This is a genomic window from Bifidobacteriaceae bacterium (genome assembly GCA_031281585.1).
Taxonomy (GTDB): domain Bacteria; phylum Actinomycetota; class Actinomycetes; order Actinomycetales; family WQXJ01; genus JAIRTF01.
The window spans coordinates 63,357-80,408 of the sequence record JAITFE010000020.1 but is presented as its reverse complement, the minus strand read 5'-3'; the positions used below and the strand labels follow the sequence as shown (position 1 = coordinate 80,408).

The following is a 17,052-nucleotide window of genomic DNA, read 5'->3' as shown; positions in this document are numbered from 1 at the left end:
GCCTTCGCCCGGTGCGTCACCAGGGTCGGGTCGTCCGGGTTGGGCATGAACGTCACCACGTCGCCCAGTTCGATGTCTTCGAAGCCGTCCACCGGGAACACCACGACCACGTCGCCGGGCTTCAAGGTCGGCTGCATGGACCCGCTCAGCACCGTCAGGGCAGTCCCGCCGTTCATAGCGGGTATCAAAGCGAGCACGATGCCGAGCGTCAGCAACACAAGCACCGCCCCCGTCGTAACCCAAGACAGAGCCCGGCGCCACCATGAGCGCTTCCGCGGCGCCGCCGCCTCCAAGTCCTCGGGCGACTCGGCCGGTTCAATCGGTTCGATGGTTTGAGTTTCTTCCACACCCACAGCGGGCGCACGGGTCGCGGTCACAGTTTCCTCCGCTCTGTGGCGCCCCACTGGGCCGGGGACGCCCCGTTCAACAATCGACAGCCGCCGGACCGCGTAGCGCGGCCCGGCGGCTGGTGTTTCAGCGTTCATGCCGCTGTCTTTCAGACTCCAAGAAGTCGGCTGAAGCGATCAGCTTCAGTTGGCGGCAAATGGGTCGACCTGCTGCACCTTCACGGTGAAGCCGTGCGCCAACACAAACGCGTAGTTGTCTCCGCCCTTGTTGTTGTAGGTCGTGTCTCCCTTGTCGAATTCGGCAACCACCGCGACTTTGTAAGTCACCGCCGTGTCGACCTTTCCTGCGGCGATCGTGGAAGGCGTGGCGGTCGTCAAATCGATTTCCCCGGAGGCCACCACGGCGTTAGCATCCGTGAGCACATAGCCCGTGACCGTCCAGCCTTTCAGGTCGGCTGTAGTGAGCTGAGTCGTTGGTGCCATTCCCAGGTCCCACTCCATGTGGTTGCCCGTCGCCCCGACCGTCACTTTGCCTAGCTGGAATTCCAGGCGGTCACCGGGGACCGCCAAGAAGTCGCCGACATTGGGGATTTCCGTAGAGTTGCCGTCCCCGTCAATGTCGGTCCATGCTCCAGTTCCAGTGCCTCGGAGGTCGTAGACCTTCACAGACTCCGCTTTGGTTCCGGTGAGTTTCAACTCGCCGTGGGTGATCTTGCTGCTGCCGGTGCCGAGCAACGCTGAATCCGACCACATGGCGAACGTGCCGCCGCCCAGGAGCAGAGCCACGCCGGCCGCACCTGCCACCAGGCCCTTGAACCGCCGCGAGCGCCGTTCGCGCTCAGTTTGTGGGTTGATTGTCATTGTGTGTTCCTTTCGTGTCTGCCCCATTGGTCAGGGCTCCCGTTCCCCCCGCTAATACACAACTATTAGGGGGGTCTGCTTATTCCGGTTTTGCCGGAATATCCTGTTTGACTTGTGATTGGCGGCCACCGCGGGCGAACGGAGGCCTGAATTGGCGGCGGGCGGACGGCATCGGGCACAGAAGAGGCCCTCTACCTGGACGTTTGTCAACGGGTCAGGCGCCGAGCGGCGTGACCTTGAATTTGTAGGCGACAACGGATTGGGTGGCTGGATCCGGGTAAATGAAAGCCTCCCAGGTATCGCTCGAAGTGGCTGTTTGGCCGCCGCCGCTCGCCGTCGCGGTGGCGGTATTCGAATACGCGACCGGGCTGAAAGTGGTGACAAGGCAAAACCATTGCTCGTAGGTCTTAGCCTGGCCTTTGTAACCCGTGTCAATCGCCCGGTCCTTCGACAAGTCCGCCGGCGGCGGCTGTCCGCCGCCCGGGACCGCCACCAAACCGCCGCCCGCCTTGACGCCGTCCACGCACTGGGCCGAGCCCGCCACCTTGAACAGTGTCAAGCCCGCCGAATACCCGGCCAGCGGCGTGGACGGAAGCTCCACTTGGTAGCCAAAGCCGGCGGTGCCATACGCCTCACCGCGCAGGACCACAGTCTTGCCCCAGGTCACGGTTCCGCCGGTGCCCGCCGCCAAGGACTGCTGCGCGGCCTCCTTCAAAGCCGCCGCGTCCTGGCGGGTGAACTCAATCGCCAATTCCAGATCATTCGCGGTGGCTTGCTGCGAACCGCCAGACACGTCCTCCAAGTAGATTCTGTTGGCTCGGCTGGCCACCGTGCTCGCGTCGGCTTTCAGACCCACCGACCAGACGGCCAAAGTGGACCCCGCCACAAACAGGGCGGTGGCGGCCAAAGCCGCGCAACCCGCCCACAAGAAGGACTTGACGCGTCTCAAAGCTGCTTCACCTCCACGCTGTACTCGGGGTACACCGACTGCGAAGCGGTGAAGAAGTCGCATTCGGGCACGTCATACGTGGCCACAATCTGAAAGCTCGTGTCATCCGGGGCGAACTGCACCGCCGCCGTGGTCCCAACGGGGACCGATGCCACCAGCGGCGCCGAACCGCCGCCTCGGACCTCGTAGGTCCCCACTGCTCCGGAGGTTCCCACCCAGGTCACCTCTGCGCCGGCCACCAGATGGTCGCCCCGCTGGGTTAAGCTGTACAAGTCCTTGACCACCAGTTTCAGACCCGTGCCGCAAGGTGTGGTCAGATTCGACAAGCCGCCGACCGCCAAGTCCGGGTTCACATGGTCATCCGCCGCCAAAACGGTCCCGCTGGCGTTCCGCAACTCCCAAGAACGAGTCGGCCCCGAAGCGTCCAAAGCGCCGTGGCTGATGGAGACGGTGCCGTCGCCAACCACCGCCTGACTGGTCCACAGCGCGAAGCCCCATCCCACGCCCATGATGACGCAGGCCAGCAACGCCACGGCCAGGACCACAGTCCATGGCCTGCGCAGTCGCTCGCCTAGCCGAAGTGGACTACCGGTCACGTCAAGTCGAACGCTGAGCCCAAGGTTGGTATTCCCGCCTGAGCGAAATCGGCGTGACGTCAGCCCATCCGCGCGGGCCCGCGTTCTTCCCGCCGCCGGTCAGGCCTGGCGCAGAAGCTCCGCCACCTGAAACGCCATCTCCAACGCCTGCTGGTGGTTCAACCGCGGGTCGACCAGGGACTCATAGCGTCTGGTCAGAGCGTCATCGTCGATCTTCTCCGAACCGCCCATCACTTCCGTGACGTCATCGCCGGTCAACTCGACGTGCATACCGCCGGGGACCGCCCCCGCCTCCCTAAGGACCTCGAAGAAGCCCTTGACCTCTTCCATCACCGTGTCGAAGCGGCGGGTCTTGACCCCGCCCTTAGTGGTGAAGGTGTTCCCGTGCATCGGGTCGCAAACCCACAGCACCGGCCGGCCGGCCGCCTGCACTGCCCTGACCAGGCCGGGCAGCACCGCGCGGACCGAATCCGCGCCCATCCTGGTGATGAGCGTGAGCCTGCCGGGCTCCTGGAACGGGTCCAGCTTGTCCGCCAGCCTCAGAACGTCGCTCGCGTGCGCGCTTGGTCCCACCTTGACGCCCAACGGATTGCGCACGTGGCTCAACAGTTCCGCGTGCGCCCCCTCCGGCGAACGGGTCCTCTCCCCGATCCACAAGAAGTGCGCCGAACAGTCATAGGGCTGGCCGCCCCGCGAGTCGATCCTGGTCAGCGCGCGTTCGTAATCCAGCAGGAGGGCCTCATGCGAGGAGAAGAACTCCACCATCTTGAGCGCCTCGAAATCCGCGCCGCACGCGCCCATGAACTGCACCGCTTTGTCGATCTGGGCCGCCAACTCCTCATAGCGGGCATACGCCGGGTTGGCCGTGAAACCGCGGTTCCACTCCTGGACTTGCCTCAGATCCGCGAAGCCGCCCATGGTGAAAGCCCTGATCAGGTTGAGCGTCGAGGACGAGTGATGGTACGCCTCCACCATCCGCCAAGGGTCGAACCGCCGGGCCTGGGCGGTGAACTCGAAGCCGTTGACGGCATCGCCCCTGTAGGCGGGCAAGGTGATCCCGTCGCGCGTCTCCGTGGCGGCGCTGCGCGGTTTGGCGTATTGGCCGGCCATGCGGCCCATCTTCACCACCGGCAGGGACGCGCCGTAGGTCAGCACCACCGCCATCTGCAAGACCGTGCGGATCTTGTTCCGGATGCGGTCGGCGGAGGACTCCGCGAAAATCTCGGCGCAATCCCCGCCCTGCAACACGAACGCCTCGCCGCGCTGGGCGGCGGCCAGGCGCTGGGCCAAGCCGTCCGCCTCGCCCGCGAACACCAACGGCGGCTTGGCCGCCAGGGCGGCGGTCGCCCGCTCCAATTCGGCCCGATCCGGCCATTCCGGCTGCTGCGCGGCCGAACGCTCGCGGTACGCGTCCAACACCTGGGTGATCTTGTCTTTCATGGCGCTGGTAAGCCTACCCCGCCCCAACCCCCGGCCCGCCGGGAGTTTGTCCTGCGTTGGCTGTTAGTGCGGTTGGCCTATGCCGTCTAGCAGGTCCTGGAACCATGGCTTCTTGACGTCGAAGGGCTTGCCGCCCTTGATGCGATCGAACTCGATGGGGCGCAAGATGTCGCCGCGGCCCTCGTCGTGGCCGATCACGCCGGAGACGCCGTCCAAGGCCGAATCCACCGCCAGGTCCGTCATGGACCGGATCAGCAGCAGGTCGCGGTCGTTGGCGCGGGCCGAACGGGAGAAATAGCCGGACTTTTGGACCATGGTCTTCAGGGCGCCCATGCGCTCCGCGAACTCGCGCGCGTACCAGGTGCCCGGGTTGATCGTGTCGAGCTTGACGTGCCCGAACGGGTCCCTGAGCACATCCTGGCCGGACACCTCCATCTCATGGACAATGGTCTCCACGCCCGCGCCCTCCGACAGGAACACGTTGACGTTGCCAATCCTGTCCATGATGCCGCGCAGGCGCTGCGATTCGGCGTCCAGGTCCAGTTCCATTTCGGGGATGTAGACGCCGTGGATGTCCCAGCGCTCCTTCGTCAAGCCGAGGGCCGGGTTCCAATCCTGTTCGCCCAGCCAGCGGCGGTATTCCGTGGCGGCGGCGGCGGTCAGCCAGCCGCAGTTGCGGCCCATGACCTCGTGCACAATCAGCATGCGCGGGTTCGAGCGGTGCTCGCCAATGATGTTCTGGGCGAACAGCGAGGCCTGTTCCGCGGCCGTCCAGGCGCCAAGCGACTGCTTGATCGGCACCACGTCGTTGTCGATTGTCTTCGGGAGCCCCACCACGGTCAGGCCGTAGCCATGTTCGCGCAGGTAGGCGGCCAGGTCTGCGGCGGTCGTGTTCGTGTCGTCCCCGCCGATCGTGTGGAGCACGTCCACCTGGTCCTCCTGGAGCCGCTCGGCGGCCGCCGCCAGAGGGTCCTGGCCCGGCTTCACCAGGCCGCGACGTTCCAGGTCGGCCGCGTTGGTCAGCTTCACCCTCGAGTTGCCGATCGGGCTGCCGCCGAAGCGCTGGAGAATGCCGGCCTTGGCCCGGGCCTCCTCGTTCACCAGGTAGGAATTGCCCGTCAACAGGCCGTAGTAGCCGTACTGGTAGATCAAGATTTCGATGTTCGGGGCGAGTTCGGTGTAGCGCTGGATGAGCCCGCCGACGGCGGCGGACAGGCAGGGGGCGAAACCGCCAGCGGTCAAGATGGCGACGCGGTTGACAGTCATTGGTACTCCTACTGATCGTTGTTTCTACTGCTGGTCGGGCTCATCCAGGGGATCTGGCGGAGCCTCGGGGTCTGATGGTTCTGATAGTTCGGGCGGCTCGGGAGGTTCCGGGGGCTCCAAGTCGACCGGCCGGGACCGGCCGCCGGGCGCGACCTCGGCTGTCTCCGAACCGGGCGCCGGGGCGCCGGAGGCCAGGCGGGCCTTCATGGTGGCCGCGTACACGTCAACGTATTCCTGCCCGGACAGCTTCATGATCTCGAACATGATCTGGTCCGTGATCTCGCGTAACACGAACCGGTCGGAGCTGAGGCCCTGGTAGCGCGTCAAGTCGATCGGCTCGCCGACCACTATCCCCACCCGGACCCGTTTCTTGGGCAGCCGCTTGCCGGCCGGCTGGGCCAGGTTGCTGCCGATCATCGCGATCGGAATGACCGGGGCCTCGGTCTGCAGGGCCAGTCGGGCGACGCCCGTCTTGCCCCGGTAAAGGCGCCCGTCGGGGGAGCGGGTCCCCTCCGGGTAGATGCCGAACAGGTGGCCCTTCTTCAGGACCTTCTCGCCTTGTTCCAACGCCGATGCCGCCGCCCGTCCCCCGGACCGGTCCACCGGGATCATGCCGATCCCTTTCATGAAGCCGGCCGTCAGGCGGCCCTTCAGGCCCCGGCCGGTGAAGTAGTCCGATTTCGCGATGTAGAAGACGCGCCGCGGGATGAGGACGGGCACAAAAACGGAGTCGAACACCGCCAGGTGGTTGGAGGCCAATATGGCCGCGCCCTTGGCCGGGATGTTCTCGGCTCCGGTGATCCACGGCTGGTAAATCAGCCGCACGAGCGGCCCCAAGACCGCCCTGGCGAGCCAGTAGAACACCGGTTGTTCCCTTCTTGTCCAAGAGCGTTGCCCCTTCACTCTATTAGAGCGCGGTCCCAGATCCCGCGCCCTTGACCGGCCGGGGCGGCCCGGCGGCTCGGAAGCTGGGCGGCTCCCAGGCCATCCGAGTAGAGTTCCACGGGTGAGCGGCGACCACCGCGGCGGCGACCGGCGGGACGACCAGGCGCCCGATTTTGACGCGCGCTGGCGTGAACTCGCCGAGGAGCTCGCCCCATCCCTGCCGCCTGACCTGCACGAATGGGCCTCAGGGCAGCCGCATGGGAACACGCAGGGCGGCAAAGGAGGCCAGGGCGGGCACGTCGTGTGGGCGCCCCAAGCGGGCGAGGACGCCGACCTTGACGACCCGGACGGCTCGGGCGCCCCGGATTGGTCCGGCGATTTGGCGGATCTTGAGAAGGTCGAGGATTCGCTCGATTCGGACGCCGACACCCCCGTCTACGGACCGCGTGACTGGAGCCCCGCAGAGGTCGAGGAGCATTTCGAGCCGCCCGATCCGCCCCCGGCCCTGGCGGGCGACCCGCTGCTGGTCCTCGCCTGGATCGGGTTGGTCGGCGGGCTGGCGGCCGTGTTCGCCTGGGCGATCGTCGGTTCGTGGATACCCGAATGGCTGCCCCGCGCCGGTCTGCTCGGGATTGTGGCCGGCGCGGCCACCCTGATCTGGAAGATGCCCCACACCCGCGACCCGGAAGACGATGACGACGGGGCGCAGGTCTGAGCACACCACAATTGCGCGGAAATGGGGACGGTACCTGTTTCCGGCTGGCCGGAAACAGGTACCGTCCCCATTTCCTCAGCGCAGCGCGCGGTTGATCGCGCTGATGATCGCCTTCAACGACGCTGTGGTGATCGATGGGTCTATCCCGACCCCCCACAGAGTTTGGCCCTCCACCTCGCATTCGACGTAGGCGGCGGCCGAGGCGTCCCCGCCGCCGGACAGCGCGTGCTCCGAGTAGTCCAGGACCGCGACATCCACTCCGAATTCGTTGAACGCGCCGATGAAGGCGTCGATCGGGCCGTTGCCGGTGCCGGACAGGGTCAGCCGGCCGTCGCCGTCCCGCAGTTCCACTTGGATCGATTCGACCCCCGAGCGCGGCGCCGAATCGGTGCGGGTGGACAGCAACTCGAACCGCCCCCACCGCTCCAAGCCCTCGTCCCCGTTCGAGGGCAGGTATTCGTCCTCGAAGGCGCGCCACAAGTCGTCCGCGGTCATCTCCAGGCCGGTCGCGTCGGTCTGGGTTTGGACCACCCGGGAGAACTCGACCTGGAGGCGGCGCGGCAGGTCCAGGTGCCCCTCCGACTTGATCAGGTAGGACACCCCTCCCTTGCCGGACTGCGAGTTGACCCGGATGACCGCCTCATAGGTCCGGCCCACGTCGCGCGGGTCCACGGGGAGGTACGGGATCTGCCAGGTCATGGAGTGTTCGTCTAGCCCCTCGGCTTCCGCGGTCGCCTCACGCTGGTCCAGGCCCTTCTTGATGGCGTCCTGGTGGGACCCGGAGAACGCGGTGTACACCAGGTCGCCGCCGTAGGGGCTGCGCGGATCGACCTCCATGCGGGTGCAGCGCTCCACGGTGCGGCGGACGTTGTCAATGTCGGAGAAGTCGATCATCGGGTCGATCCCCTGGGTGAACAGGTTCATGCCGAGCGTCACCAGGTCCACGTTGCCGGTGCGCTCCCCCTGGCCGAACAGGCAGCCCTCGACCCGGTCAGCGCCGGCCATGACCGCCAATTCGGCGGCCGCGACCGCGCAGCCCCGGTCGTTGTGCGGATGCACCGACAAGGCGATGGAGTCGCGCCGCGATAGATGGCGGCTCATCCATTCGATCTGGTCCGCGTACACGTTCGGGGTGGCACGCTCCACCGTGGCCGGCAGATTCAGGACAATCTCCCTGTCCGGGGTGGGCTGCCACACGTCCATGACCGCCTCGCAAATCTCAAGGGCGAAGTCCAGTTCGGTGTCAATGAAGATCTCGGGACTGTACTCGTAGCCGAAGAGAACGTCATCGGACAAATACTTGGCGGCGAAGTCCATGACGTCGCGGGTACCGTCCACCGCCAGGGCGACCGTCTGCGCCTTGTCGTTGTGGAAGACGATCTGGCGGAAGACCGGCGCGGTCGCGTTGTACATGTGCACCGTGGCGCGCGGAAAGCCGATGATCGACTGGACCGTCCGATCGATCAGGTCGGTGCGGGCCTGCGTCAACACGGAGCAGGTGACGTCTTCGGGGATCGCGTCGTCTTCGATCAGCGACCGGACAAAGTCGAAATCCGTTTGGGAGGCGGACGGGAAGCCGATCTCGATTTCCTTGTAGCCCATGGCCACCAGCAGGTCGAACATGAGGCGCTTGCGCCTGGGGTCCATCGGCTCGATGAGCGCCTGGTTGCCGTCCCGCAGATCAGTGCTGAGCCAGCGTGGGGCCTTGGTGATGCGTTTTGACGGCCAGGTGCGGTCCGGCAGGTCGACGGCGGTGAAGGGGACGTACTTGTGGAACGGCATGCCCGAGGGCTTTTGGAGATTCATTGAGGTTCTTTCGCAACTTGGGTTTTGGCTCGGTTCCGGCCGGGCGTCACTAACTCACCGCGGCAGGGAGCCGGCCTTGATCAGGCCCTGTCGCGGCTGAGAAGCAGCAGGTTGCGAACGCACATGACCCGCCTACCCTAACCCTCCGGGCAGCGTTTCCCCAAACGCCGCGCCAGGGAGTGGGCTCAGAAGGCACCCCAGCGTCTGGCCAGGCGCGCCAAGATGGCCGCCCCGGTCAGGCCCGCCGCCACCCGCGCCGTCGACGCCGTCCGCCCCGCCGCCGCCGTACGCGCCGCCGACGCCGTTCCCGCCGATGCCGGTCCCGCCGGTCCCGTAAACCGCAGACCCCGCCAGGCCGTGAGCGCGCCCGCGATGGCCGTGGCCAGCCCCGTACCTCGCACCAGGCGGTGCCCCAGGCGGACCGCCCGTGGCGCGGTCCGGTAGCTCCCGGCCAGCCGGAACAAGAAGCCCAGGTAGGCCGCCTGCGCCAGCAAAGTCGCGACCGCCCCAGCCCTCAGCAAGGCCAGGGGCCGCCGCAACCGGGCCGGCTCGCTCCGCGCGCCCACACCCGCGCCAGCCAGGGCCGCCAGCGCCGCCAACACCAACCAGGCGTCCCTAGTCACCGGCCCCGTGGGCGCGGGCGGCGCCGCCGCGAAAGGCTGGACCGGGGGCAGTCCCGCGACCGCCGGGGTGGGCGCCGGATCGTTCTCCAGGCAGAGGGTCCAGGCCGCCAAGTCGCTCAAGAAAGTGCTGCTCACATGGCGGTCCTCGCCCCGCCGAAGCCCGTGGTCCGCCCGCGCGTAGTAGCGGACCGCCACCGGCCCCGAGGTGGCCCCCATCACCAGGGAGGCGCCCTCCACCACCGGCATTGAGATGTCCGCCGACCCGTACGCCATGAACACCGGGCACGCCAGCCGCTCCAGATACGGCAGGCAGTCGAAGTCGACGTACTCGAACCAGTCGAGCGGCATGGTGGCCCCGGCCACCCGCACGCCCGCGTCAAACGCGGAGGCCGGCGCGTCCACTGAGGTCAGATAGGTCCCGATGGCGTAGAGCGACTGCCGGCGCGGGCTCACCACGGGCGCGGACACCAATGCCATGAAGTCCGCCGGGGATTCGGCCGCCGCCCAGGGCGCCAGCCAGGCCCCCTCCGATTCGGCGTAGTAGCCCAGACGGCCCGGCGCCAGCCAGTCCTGGCCCCGCGCCCACCCGGACAATTCGGCGTATTGCCGCGCCATGTGCGCGTAGTCCCGCCGCAGCGTCGAATACGCGGTCAGGTCCTTGTCCGGCACCACCCCGACCACCCCGCGCCGCGCCAGCGCCGCGCAATGCTCGTCGAACGCGGTGTGGTTGCCGGTCCCGGCGCCATGACAGAACAGGAACGCCGGGAAGCGCCCGGGCGCGTCCGGGCGGGTCACCTGCACCACGGTCGACACGCCGTCCAAGGTCAGCCGTTTCAACTCGCGCCGGACCGCGAACGCCTCCGGCGCGGGGGCGCCGTCGAAGCCCGTGTCCGCCCGCTCCGCGGCCAACTGCTGAGTGGGCACGGCCCGCCAGCGCGCCCGCGCCATCAGAACCCCAGCCTTCGCAGCGCCTTCGGGTCGCGCTGCCATTCCTTGGCCACCTTGACCTGGATTTCGAGGAACACCTTGCGTCCCACCAACGCCTCGATCTGGGGCCGCGCCCGGGACCCGACCGCCTTCAGCCCGGCGCCACGCCGCCCGATCACAATCCCCTTCTGCGAGTCCCGCTCCACGTACAGCGAGACGTGGATCTTCGGCAACTCGACCTCGTCCACCAGGACCGCCACCGAGTGCGGCAGCTCGTCGCGGACCTGCTCCAGCACCGCCTCCCGCACCAGTTCCGCGATCCTGACCTCCAACGGCTCGTCCGTCGCGTCGCCCTCCGGGTACCAGCGCGGCCCCGGCGGCATGGCCTGGCCCAGCACCGTGCTGAGCTCGCCCACCCCCGGGCCGCCGGGCCCCTGGGCCGCCGCCACCGGCACCACCGCCCGCCAATCCGCCAGGGCGTCCACCTCGACCAGTTTGGCGGCCAGCGCTGGCCGGGCCACCTTGTCGATCTTGGTGACCGCTGCCAGACGGGCCGTCCGCTCCGGCAGCGCGCCCAGCAAGAACCGGTCCCCCGGCCCCACCGGCTGGTCCGCCGGCAGGCACACCACCGCCAAGTCCACGTCCGCCAACGAGTCCCGCACCATGTCGTTCAGGCGCTCGCCCAGCAACGTCCTGGGCCGGTGCAGCCCCGGCGTGTCCACCAGCACCACCTGGTAGCCGTCCCGGTCGATGATCCCGCGGATCTGCCGCCGCGTGGTCTCCGGCTTGCTCGACGTGATCGCCACCTTCTCCCCCACCAGCGCGTTCGTCAGCGTCGACTTGCCCACATTCGGCCGCCCCACCACCGCCACGAAGCCAGACCGGAATTGCCCGATGCCGTCCAGCCCATCCCCGCTCTCACTCCTCATCTTCCGCCACCGGCCTTTCCAACCTTCTGACCAGCACCGTCGAGAGTTGCTTGCGGCGCCCCTCGATGCGTTCGGCCGTCAACACCAGCCCTTGCACCTCTGCCTGCGAGCCGGAGATGGGCACCCGGCCCACCGCCTTGGCGAGCAGACCGCCCACCGTGTCCACGTCATCGTCGTCAATTTCCAGGCCGAACGCCTCCCCCAACTGGTCCAACTCGAAACGGGCGGGCACCCGGTAGACGCCGTCGCCCAGGGACTCCAGCTCCAACGGGTCCGGATCGTGTTCGTCCGTCAACTCGCCGACTATCTCCTCCAACAGGTCCTCCATGGTCACCAGGCCGGCCACCCCCCCGTATTCGTCAACCACCAGGGCCAAATGCGTGCCCAGCGACTGGAGTTCCCGCATCACGTCATCGGCGGGTTTGGACTCCGGAACGAACACCGCTGGGCGCATGACGGTGCTGACGGGCTCGTCGGCGGCATCGGGCCGGGCTTGCAAAACCAAAGCGGTGTCTTTGAGATAGGCGACCCCTTGCACGTCGTCCAGGCCGTCCGGGCCCGTCACCGGGACCCGCGAATGGCCCGAGCGGAGGAACAGCGCCATCGCCTTGCGCAGCGGCTTGCCGGCCTCCACCGCCACCACGTCGGTGCGCGGGACCATCACCTCGCGGGCGGTGGTCTGGCCCAACTCGACCACCGAGGTGAGCATCTCGCGGTCCTCGGCCGCGATCGCGTCCGTGGTGGAGACGTTCTCCACCAGATCGGCGAGCTCCTCCGGGGACAGCAGCATGGCGGACGGGGCGAGGCGGCGCAGCAGGGGCCGCAAAGGGGCGAGCAGGAAATGGAAGAGAGTCAGCCAGGGTCCGGCGAACCTGAGCGCCTTGACCGGCTCGGCCGAGGCCCGGGCGCGCGGCCGGATGACCGCCACCGCGACGGCCACCACCACGGCTGCGGCCAGCGCCCAACCCAGGGCGGCCCAGCCTTGTCCGGCCAAGCCGACAGCGGCCAGCGCCACTGAAATGCCCGCCACCAGTTGGAACAAGACGCGGGCGAACGCCGAGGAGGGGACCACCGTCTCGGCGGATTTCAGGAGCTTGGCGATCCGGCGGCGGCGTCTGGCGGGCAGGGCCGCGAGGTCGTGGTCGCTGGCCAGCGCCAAACGTTGCAGGGCCGCCTCGCCGGCGGCGGTCAGCATGGACAACGCGACGCCGCCCACCGCGCCCAAGGCCAAGACCCACCATGGAATCGCGCCCACGGGCTACCTCGACGCGATGAAGGACAAGACCAGTTTGCGCTGCAGGGCGAACATGGCCTTGTGCTCCGCCGGTTCGGCGTGGTCGAACCCCAGCAGGTGCAGAATCCCATGCGTCGCCAACACCAGCATCTCGTCTTCCAGGCTGTGGCCCAGTTCGCGCGCCTGGCGGGCGGCGACATCCGGGCAGATGACCACGTCGCCCAGTATGCCCGGCTCGCCGGGCTGGTCCTCATCCCCCGGCCGCAACTCGTCCATTGGGAAGCTCATCACGTCTGTGGGGCCGGGTTCGTCCAGGAACCGCTCGTGGAGTTCCGCCATGGTGTTCTGGTCCACGAAGGAGATCACCAGGTCGGCCTGCGGGTGGACATTGAGGGCGTCCAGCACGAATCTGCCGAGCTGCGCGAACTCCAACTCGTCAACGGGCGTCTCGGTTTCGTTGAGCACGTCCACGCTCATTGGCGTCCCCCGCGCTCGGTTCTTTCGCGGTACCGCGCCTCGTCCCAGGCGCCCCACGCGTCGATGATCTGGCTGACGATCCGGTGGCGGACCACATCGCGGCTGGTCAGCTCCACAAAGGCGAGATCTTCCAGGCCGTCCAGGATTTCCCGCACAATCCGCAGCCCAGAGTGCTGGCCGGACGGCAGGTCCGTTTGCGTGACGTCTCCCGTCACCACCATCTTGGAACCGAAGCCCAGCCGGGTCAGGAACATCTTCATCTGCTCGGCGGTGGTGTTCTGGGCCTCGTCCAAGATGATGAAGGCGTCGTTGAGGGTGCGGCCGCGCATGTACGCGAGGGGGGCCACCTCGATGGTGCCCGCGTCCATCAGCTTGGGGATGTGGTCCGGGTCCATCATGTCCTGCAACGCGTCGTAAAGCGGCCGCAGGTACGGGTCGATCTTCTCCCCCAGCGTGCCGGGCAAGAAGCCCAGCCGCTCCCCCGCCTCCACGGCCGGGCGGGTCAGCACAATCCGGTTGACCTGCTTCGACTGGAGGGCTTGGACCGCTTTCGCCATGGCCAGGTAAGTCTTGCCCGTGCCGGCCGGGCCGATCGCGAAAATCACGGTGGCGGCATCGATCACGTCCACGTAGCGTTTCTGGCCCAGCGTCTTCGGCCGGACGGTGCGTCCCCTGGCCGAAAGGATCGACTGCGTCAGGACCGCGCTGGGGCTTTGCGCCTGCCCGCCGGCGGGTCCGTCCGGGCCGTCCGCGAGCATGGCGGCGACCCGCCGCACGTCGTCCGGCCCGATCTGGCCGCCGCGGCCCACAATCACCAGAAGCTCGCTGATCAGCGCGGCCGCCGCGTCGGCGTCCTGCTCCGCGCCGCGAACCGTGATGACATCCCCGCGGACATGGACGTCGGCGTTCGGCACCGCCTGCTCGATCGCCCTCAGATTGGTGTCCGCCCGGCCGACCAGCGCCATCATGACGCTTTGATCCGGCACCTGAATGGTTCGAAGGGCCGCGTTCGTTTCCGCCATCAGGCCGGCGTCCACCCGAGCCTGGTGCCTCCCAGGACGTGCCCGTGGACGTGGAAGACGCTTTGCCCGGCCATGGGGCCGGAGTTGAAGATCAGGCGGTACTCGCCGTCGGCTTCATCCATGGCCACCTCCTGGGCCAGGCCGACCACATCCGCGAGCGCCTCCGGGTCCGCGGCGGCGAGGGCCGCCACGTCGGCGAAATGCTCCCTGGGGATGACCAGCACATGCAGCGGCGCCTGCGGGTTGATGTCCCTGAAAGCGATCGCGTTCTGGTTCTGGGCCACGATCTGCGTCTCGAGCGTGCCGTTGACGAACTGGCAGAACAGACAATCTGCGGGCAATGACATGTGCCTACTCTACCGAGCGCGGCGCTCCGATCAGCGATTGGCCGCCATTCGCGCCCAAGCGCGTCAGTCGACGTCCGCCGGGCTGACCGCCACCGCTCCGGACCCCAGGTCTTTGGCTTGGCCGCTGGAAGACACGAAGTCGAACGTCAAGGTGCCGGTCGCGACATCCAGCGCGAAGGACAACTCGAGTTTGACATTCTCCGAATCCGACCCGATGTCACACGTGACCTTGCCGTCAACGATGTCGAACTCCTGGGTGGTCGAACGCGTCATCGAACTGATCGAGAGGTCCCGCAAGTCGCCCCCCACCAGTCGGATGGTCAGGTCGTGAAGCGACTTGCGATCAGCGGAGAGGATGAACCCTAGTTCGGCGTAGTCCACAGTTTCCAGCAACGCGACCCCGGTGTACGGAGTCTCGCCCGTGTCATACCAGACCTGGTCGCCGTCGTCCACCAACTGGATGCTGCGGGGGCCGCCCGGATCCGCCGAGGCGGATTCGGCTTGGCTTGCGCTCGGAGACGCGGATCCGCTGGCGGCGGGCGACTCGGATCCCTTCCCGTCCGGGGTCTTCGAAGGTGTAGCCTTCGACGTCTTGGGGCTGGGGGCCTGGGTCTGGCGGTCCGCGCCCGGCTCCGGGTCATCCCGCGTCAGCGCGACAATCCCGGCCGCGCCGGCGCCCAAGACGATGGCCGCGGCCCCGACCGCCACAGGCACCACCCAGCGCTTGCGCTTGGGCTTGGATGCGGCGGGAGGCTGTCCCCAGGGACCTGGGCCGCCCACCGCGCCCGGATGCTCGGGCGGCTGGGGGGCGGCCGGCGCCGGCTGCGCCCACGCCTGCGGCGCGTTAGCCTCCTCCTGGCGCCAGTCCCGCTGGGGCGAAGCCGGCTGCTGCGGCGCATATGGCTGTCGCTGCGGCGTTTGCTGAGGCTGCGGCTCCGTCTGATGCGGCTGCTGCTGCGGCCACGACGGCGCTGGGGCCTGGAATGACTGCGCGGCGGTCACGCCCTGGTCGCGCAACCAGGCCACCAGGTCGGGATACACGTTTGGGTGCGCCGCCACCCGCGGCCGGAGGCCGGCCTGGGCGGCCGCGATCGCCGCCAACTCTGCTGGCGGCAAGTTCGGGTCGTTCAGCGCGGCGCTCGCCTGGTCGAAATTGGTCCAGTCCGACATGGTCGTGTCTCCTCACTCGTGGGGCTCGCGTTCGCGGCGGACCAGCCTCGCTAGGTCCCGTGACGGCACCGCTGCCGCCCTTCAGACCAGCCGAGTGACGCCGATCACATCCGCACCCGCCCCAATGCTATTGGGTGTTACTGCTCGTGACCTAAAGCTTCCCACTCGCGCCGCCGCGACTGGTCTGCGCGGAGCAGACACTTTCCGCAACCAGCCTGCGCCGGCCGCCACGGGGCTCGCCGTGCCTGTCTCCAGAGGTCGCTCCACCCAGCCGGGCCTTGAAACTGCCGACGCAGCGTCGACGAGGACGCCCGCCGCGTCCCTCTACCCCCGCACACGCGGGGTCTGCGCGAATCCCTCGGCGGTGGCCTCCCGGTCCGGGCCTCTACCCCCGCACACGCGGGGACCGCGCCGCCGGGTTCAACAGCTCGCCCGACCAGAGCCCTCTACCCCCGCACACGCGGGGACTGCTAGCTGGCCGGGCCGCCCGGCTCCCGGCCGGTGCCTCTACCCCCGCACACGCGGGGACTGCCCGATCCCGGAGACCAAAGACTCGATGTTCCCGCCTCTACCCCCGCACACGCGGGGACTGCAGCGCGTGTCCATGCCGGACATAGACATCGTCTCCTCTACCCCCGCACACGCGGGGACTGCTGCCACTTCACCGAGATCGCGCCCTTGCCCATGCCTCGACCCCCGCACACGCGGGGACTGCGGCAGTTCCCCGTGGCCGACCACGCGGGCGAGGCCTCTACCCCCGCACACGCGGGGACTGCGCCGAGCTCGCCTACTCGAAGGTGAAGAACGCGCCTCTACCCCCGCACACGCGGGGACTGCGCGGCCGTGTTCGGGGCCGCGTCCTCTCTCGGGCCTCTACCCCCGCACACGCGGGGACTGCGTTCCCTTCAGGTGGTTGCGGTTGTTGGCGGACCCTCTACCCCCGCACACGCGGGGACTGCCGCTTTTGTCATGTCGCATGTCTTCGACGTGGACCTCTACCCCCGCACGCGCGGGGACTGCACCTGGCCTGGCGGCGGTTGTGCCGCTGAGGGCCCTCTACCCCCGCACACGCGGGGACTGCGAGTCCGGCGGCGCCGCTTTGAGGTGCTGCCACCCTCTACCCCCGCACACGCGGGGACTGCGTTCCGACAAGCTCGCGCGCGCCGCGTTGGACGCCTCTACCCCCGCACACGCGGGGACTGCGCCGTATCACCGACGCGGTGCGAGATGTCTATGCCTCTACCCCCGCACACGCGGGGACTGCCGTCATCCGCTGGACACCGATCCGTCCACGCCCTCTACCCCCGCACACGCGGGGACTGCCTCAGCCAGGACGCGACGGTCGCCGGATCCACACCTCTACCCCCGCACACGCGGGGACTGCGACCAAACCCAGTCCAAAACGCATCCGGCGCCGCCTCTACCCCCGCACACGCGGGGACTGCGGGGCACGCCTGC

16 protein-coding genes and 1 CRISPR repeat array (1 of these 17 cut by a window edge) are annotated in these 17,052 nt (G+C 68.2%); of the genes, 1 reads left to right on the top strand and 15 read right to left on the bottom strand.

The window, feature by feature from the left end; genetic code table 11:
• The 7 genes from LBC97_01720 to LBC97_01690 form a co-directional block, all read right to left on the bottom strand.
• A partial coding sequence (locus tag LBC97_01720; GenBank protein MDR2564779.1) for a S26 family signal peptidase occupies positions 1-485 on the bottom strand: 485 nt, incomplete at its 3' end.
• Positions 486-530: 45 nt separating this feature from the next.
• Complete coding sequence (locus LBC97_01715; GenBank protein MDR2564778.1) at positions 531-1,208, bottom strand: hypothetical protein; 678 nt, start codon at positions 1,206-1,208, stop codon at positions 531-533.
• A 214-nt stretch (positions 1,209-1,422) separates the two neighbouring features.
• Complete coding sequence (locus tag LBC97_01710) at positions 1,423-2,157, bottom strand: hypothetical protein (protein MDR2564777.1); 735 nt, start codon at positions 2,155-2,157, stop codon at positions 1,423-1,425.
• Positions 2,154-2,753, bottom strand: a complete 600-nt coding sequence (locus tag LBC97_01705; protein MDR2564776.1) for a hypothetical protein — start codon at positions 2,751-2,753, stop codon at positions 2,154-2,156. The genes LBC97_01710 and LBC97_01705 overlap by 4 nt, the downstream gene beginning before the upstream one ends.
• Before the next feature lie 99 nt (positions 2,754-2,852).
• Entirely contained in the window at positions 2,853-4,193 is a 1,341-nt protein-coding gene (locus tag LBC97_01700) for a 3-deoxy-7-phosphoheptulonate synthase class II (GenBank protein ID MDR2564775.1), read from the bottom strand.
• Between the two features lie 63 nt (positions 4,194-4,256).
• Positions 4,257-5,459: a pyrophosphate--fructose-6-phosphate 1-phosphotransferase gene (locus LBC97_01695; protein ID MDR2564774.1), complete on the bottom strand. Its 1,203-nt coding sequence runs from the start codon at positions 5,457-5,459 to the stop codon at positions 4,257-4,259.
• A gap of 24 nt (positions 5,460-5,483) precedes the next feature.
• Complete coding sequence (locus LBC97_01690; GenBank protein ID MDR2564773.1) at positions 5,484-6,323, bottom strand: 1-acyl-sn-glycerol-3-phosphate acyltransferase; 840 nt, start codon at positions 6,321-6,323, stop codon at positions 5,484-5,486.
• Between the two features lie 142 nt (positions 6,324-6,465).
• On the opposite strand from LBC97_01690, the gene LBC97_01685 reads away from it, so the two are divergent.
• Positions 6,466-7,059, top strand: coding sequence for a hypothetical protein (locus LBC97_01685; protein ID MDR2564772.1), 594 nt, complete (start codon positions 6,466-6,468; stop codon positions 7,057-7,059).
• A gap of 75 nt (positions 7,060-7,134) precedes the next feature.
• Here the strand turns inward: LBC97_01685 and leuA are convergent, their stop codons facing one another.
• The 8 genes from leuA to LBC97_01645 all read right to left on the bottom strand — a co-directional run bounded on the left by leuA (position 7,135) and on the right by LBC97_01645 (position 15,594).
• The gene (gene leuA, locus LBC97_01680; GenBank protein MDR2564771.1) at positions 7,135-8,865 is read right to left on the bottom strand and encodes a 2-isopropylmalate synthase; all 1,731 of its coding nucleotides are present in this window, start codon (positions 8,863-8,865) and stop codon (positions 7,135-7,137) included.
• A 185-nt stretch (positions 8,866-9,050) separates the two neighbouring features.
• On the bottom strand, positions 9,051-10,478 hold the full coding sequence (locus LBC97_01675) for a hypothetical protein (protein ID MDR2564770.1): 1,428 nt from the start codon (positions 10,476-10,478) through the stop codon (positions 9,051-9,053).
• Complete coding sequence (gene era / locus LBC97_01670; protein ID MDR2564769.1) at positions 10,436-11,344, bottom strand: GTPase Era; 909 nt, start codon at positions 11,342-11,344, stop codon at positions 10,436-10,438. Before era ends, LBC97_01675 begins: the two co-directional genes overlap by 43 nt.
• Positions 11,334-12,599 carry a hemolysin family protein gene (locus LBC97_01665; GenBank protein ID MDR2564768.1) on the bottom strand — a complete coding sequence of 422 codons (1,266 nt, stop codon included), beginning with the start codon at positions 12,597-12,599 and terminating at the stop codon, positions 11,334-11,336. Before LBC97_01665 ends, era begins: the two co-directional genes overlap by 11 nt.
• 3 nt (positions 12,600-12,602) lie before the next feature.
• Complete coding sequence (ybeY, locus tag LBC97_01660) at positions 12,603-13,055, bottom strand: rRNA maturation RNase YbeY (protein ID MDR2564767.1); 453 nt, start codon at positions 13,053-13,055, stop codon at positions 12,603-12,605.
• Positions 13,052-14,092 carry a PhoH family protein gene (locus tag LBC97_01655; protein ID MDR2564766.1) on the bottom strand — a complete coding sequence of 347 codons (1,041 nt, stop codon included), beginning with the start codon at positions 14,090-14,092 and terminating at the stop codon, positions 13,052-13,054. Before LBC97_01655 ends, ybeY begins: the two co-directional genes overlap by 4 nt.
• Entirely contained in the window at positions 14,077-14,424 is a 348-nt protein-coding gene (locus tag LBC97_01650; GenBank protein MDR2564765.1) for an HIT domain-containing protein, read from the bottom strand. The genes LBC97_01655 and LBC97_01650 overlap by 16 nt, the downstream gene beginning before the upstream one ends.
• A 63-nt stretch (positions 14,425-14,487) precedes the next feature.
• Entirely contained in the window at positions 14,488-15,594 is a 1,107-nt protein-coding gene (locus LBC97_01645; GenBank protein ID MDR2564764.1) for a hypothetical protein, read from the bottom strand.
• Positions 15,595-15,915: 321 nt separating this feature from the next.
• Positions 15,916-17,052: direct repeats of the CRISPR family, unit length 28 nt; unit sequence CCTCTACCCCCGCACACGCGGGGACTGC; it runs 902 nt beyond the window's last position.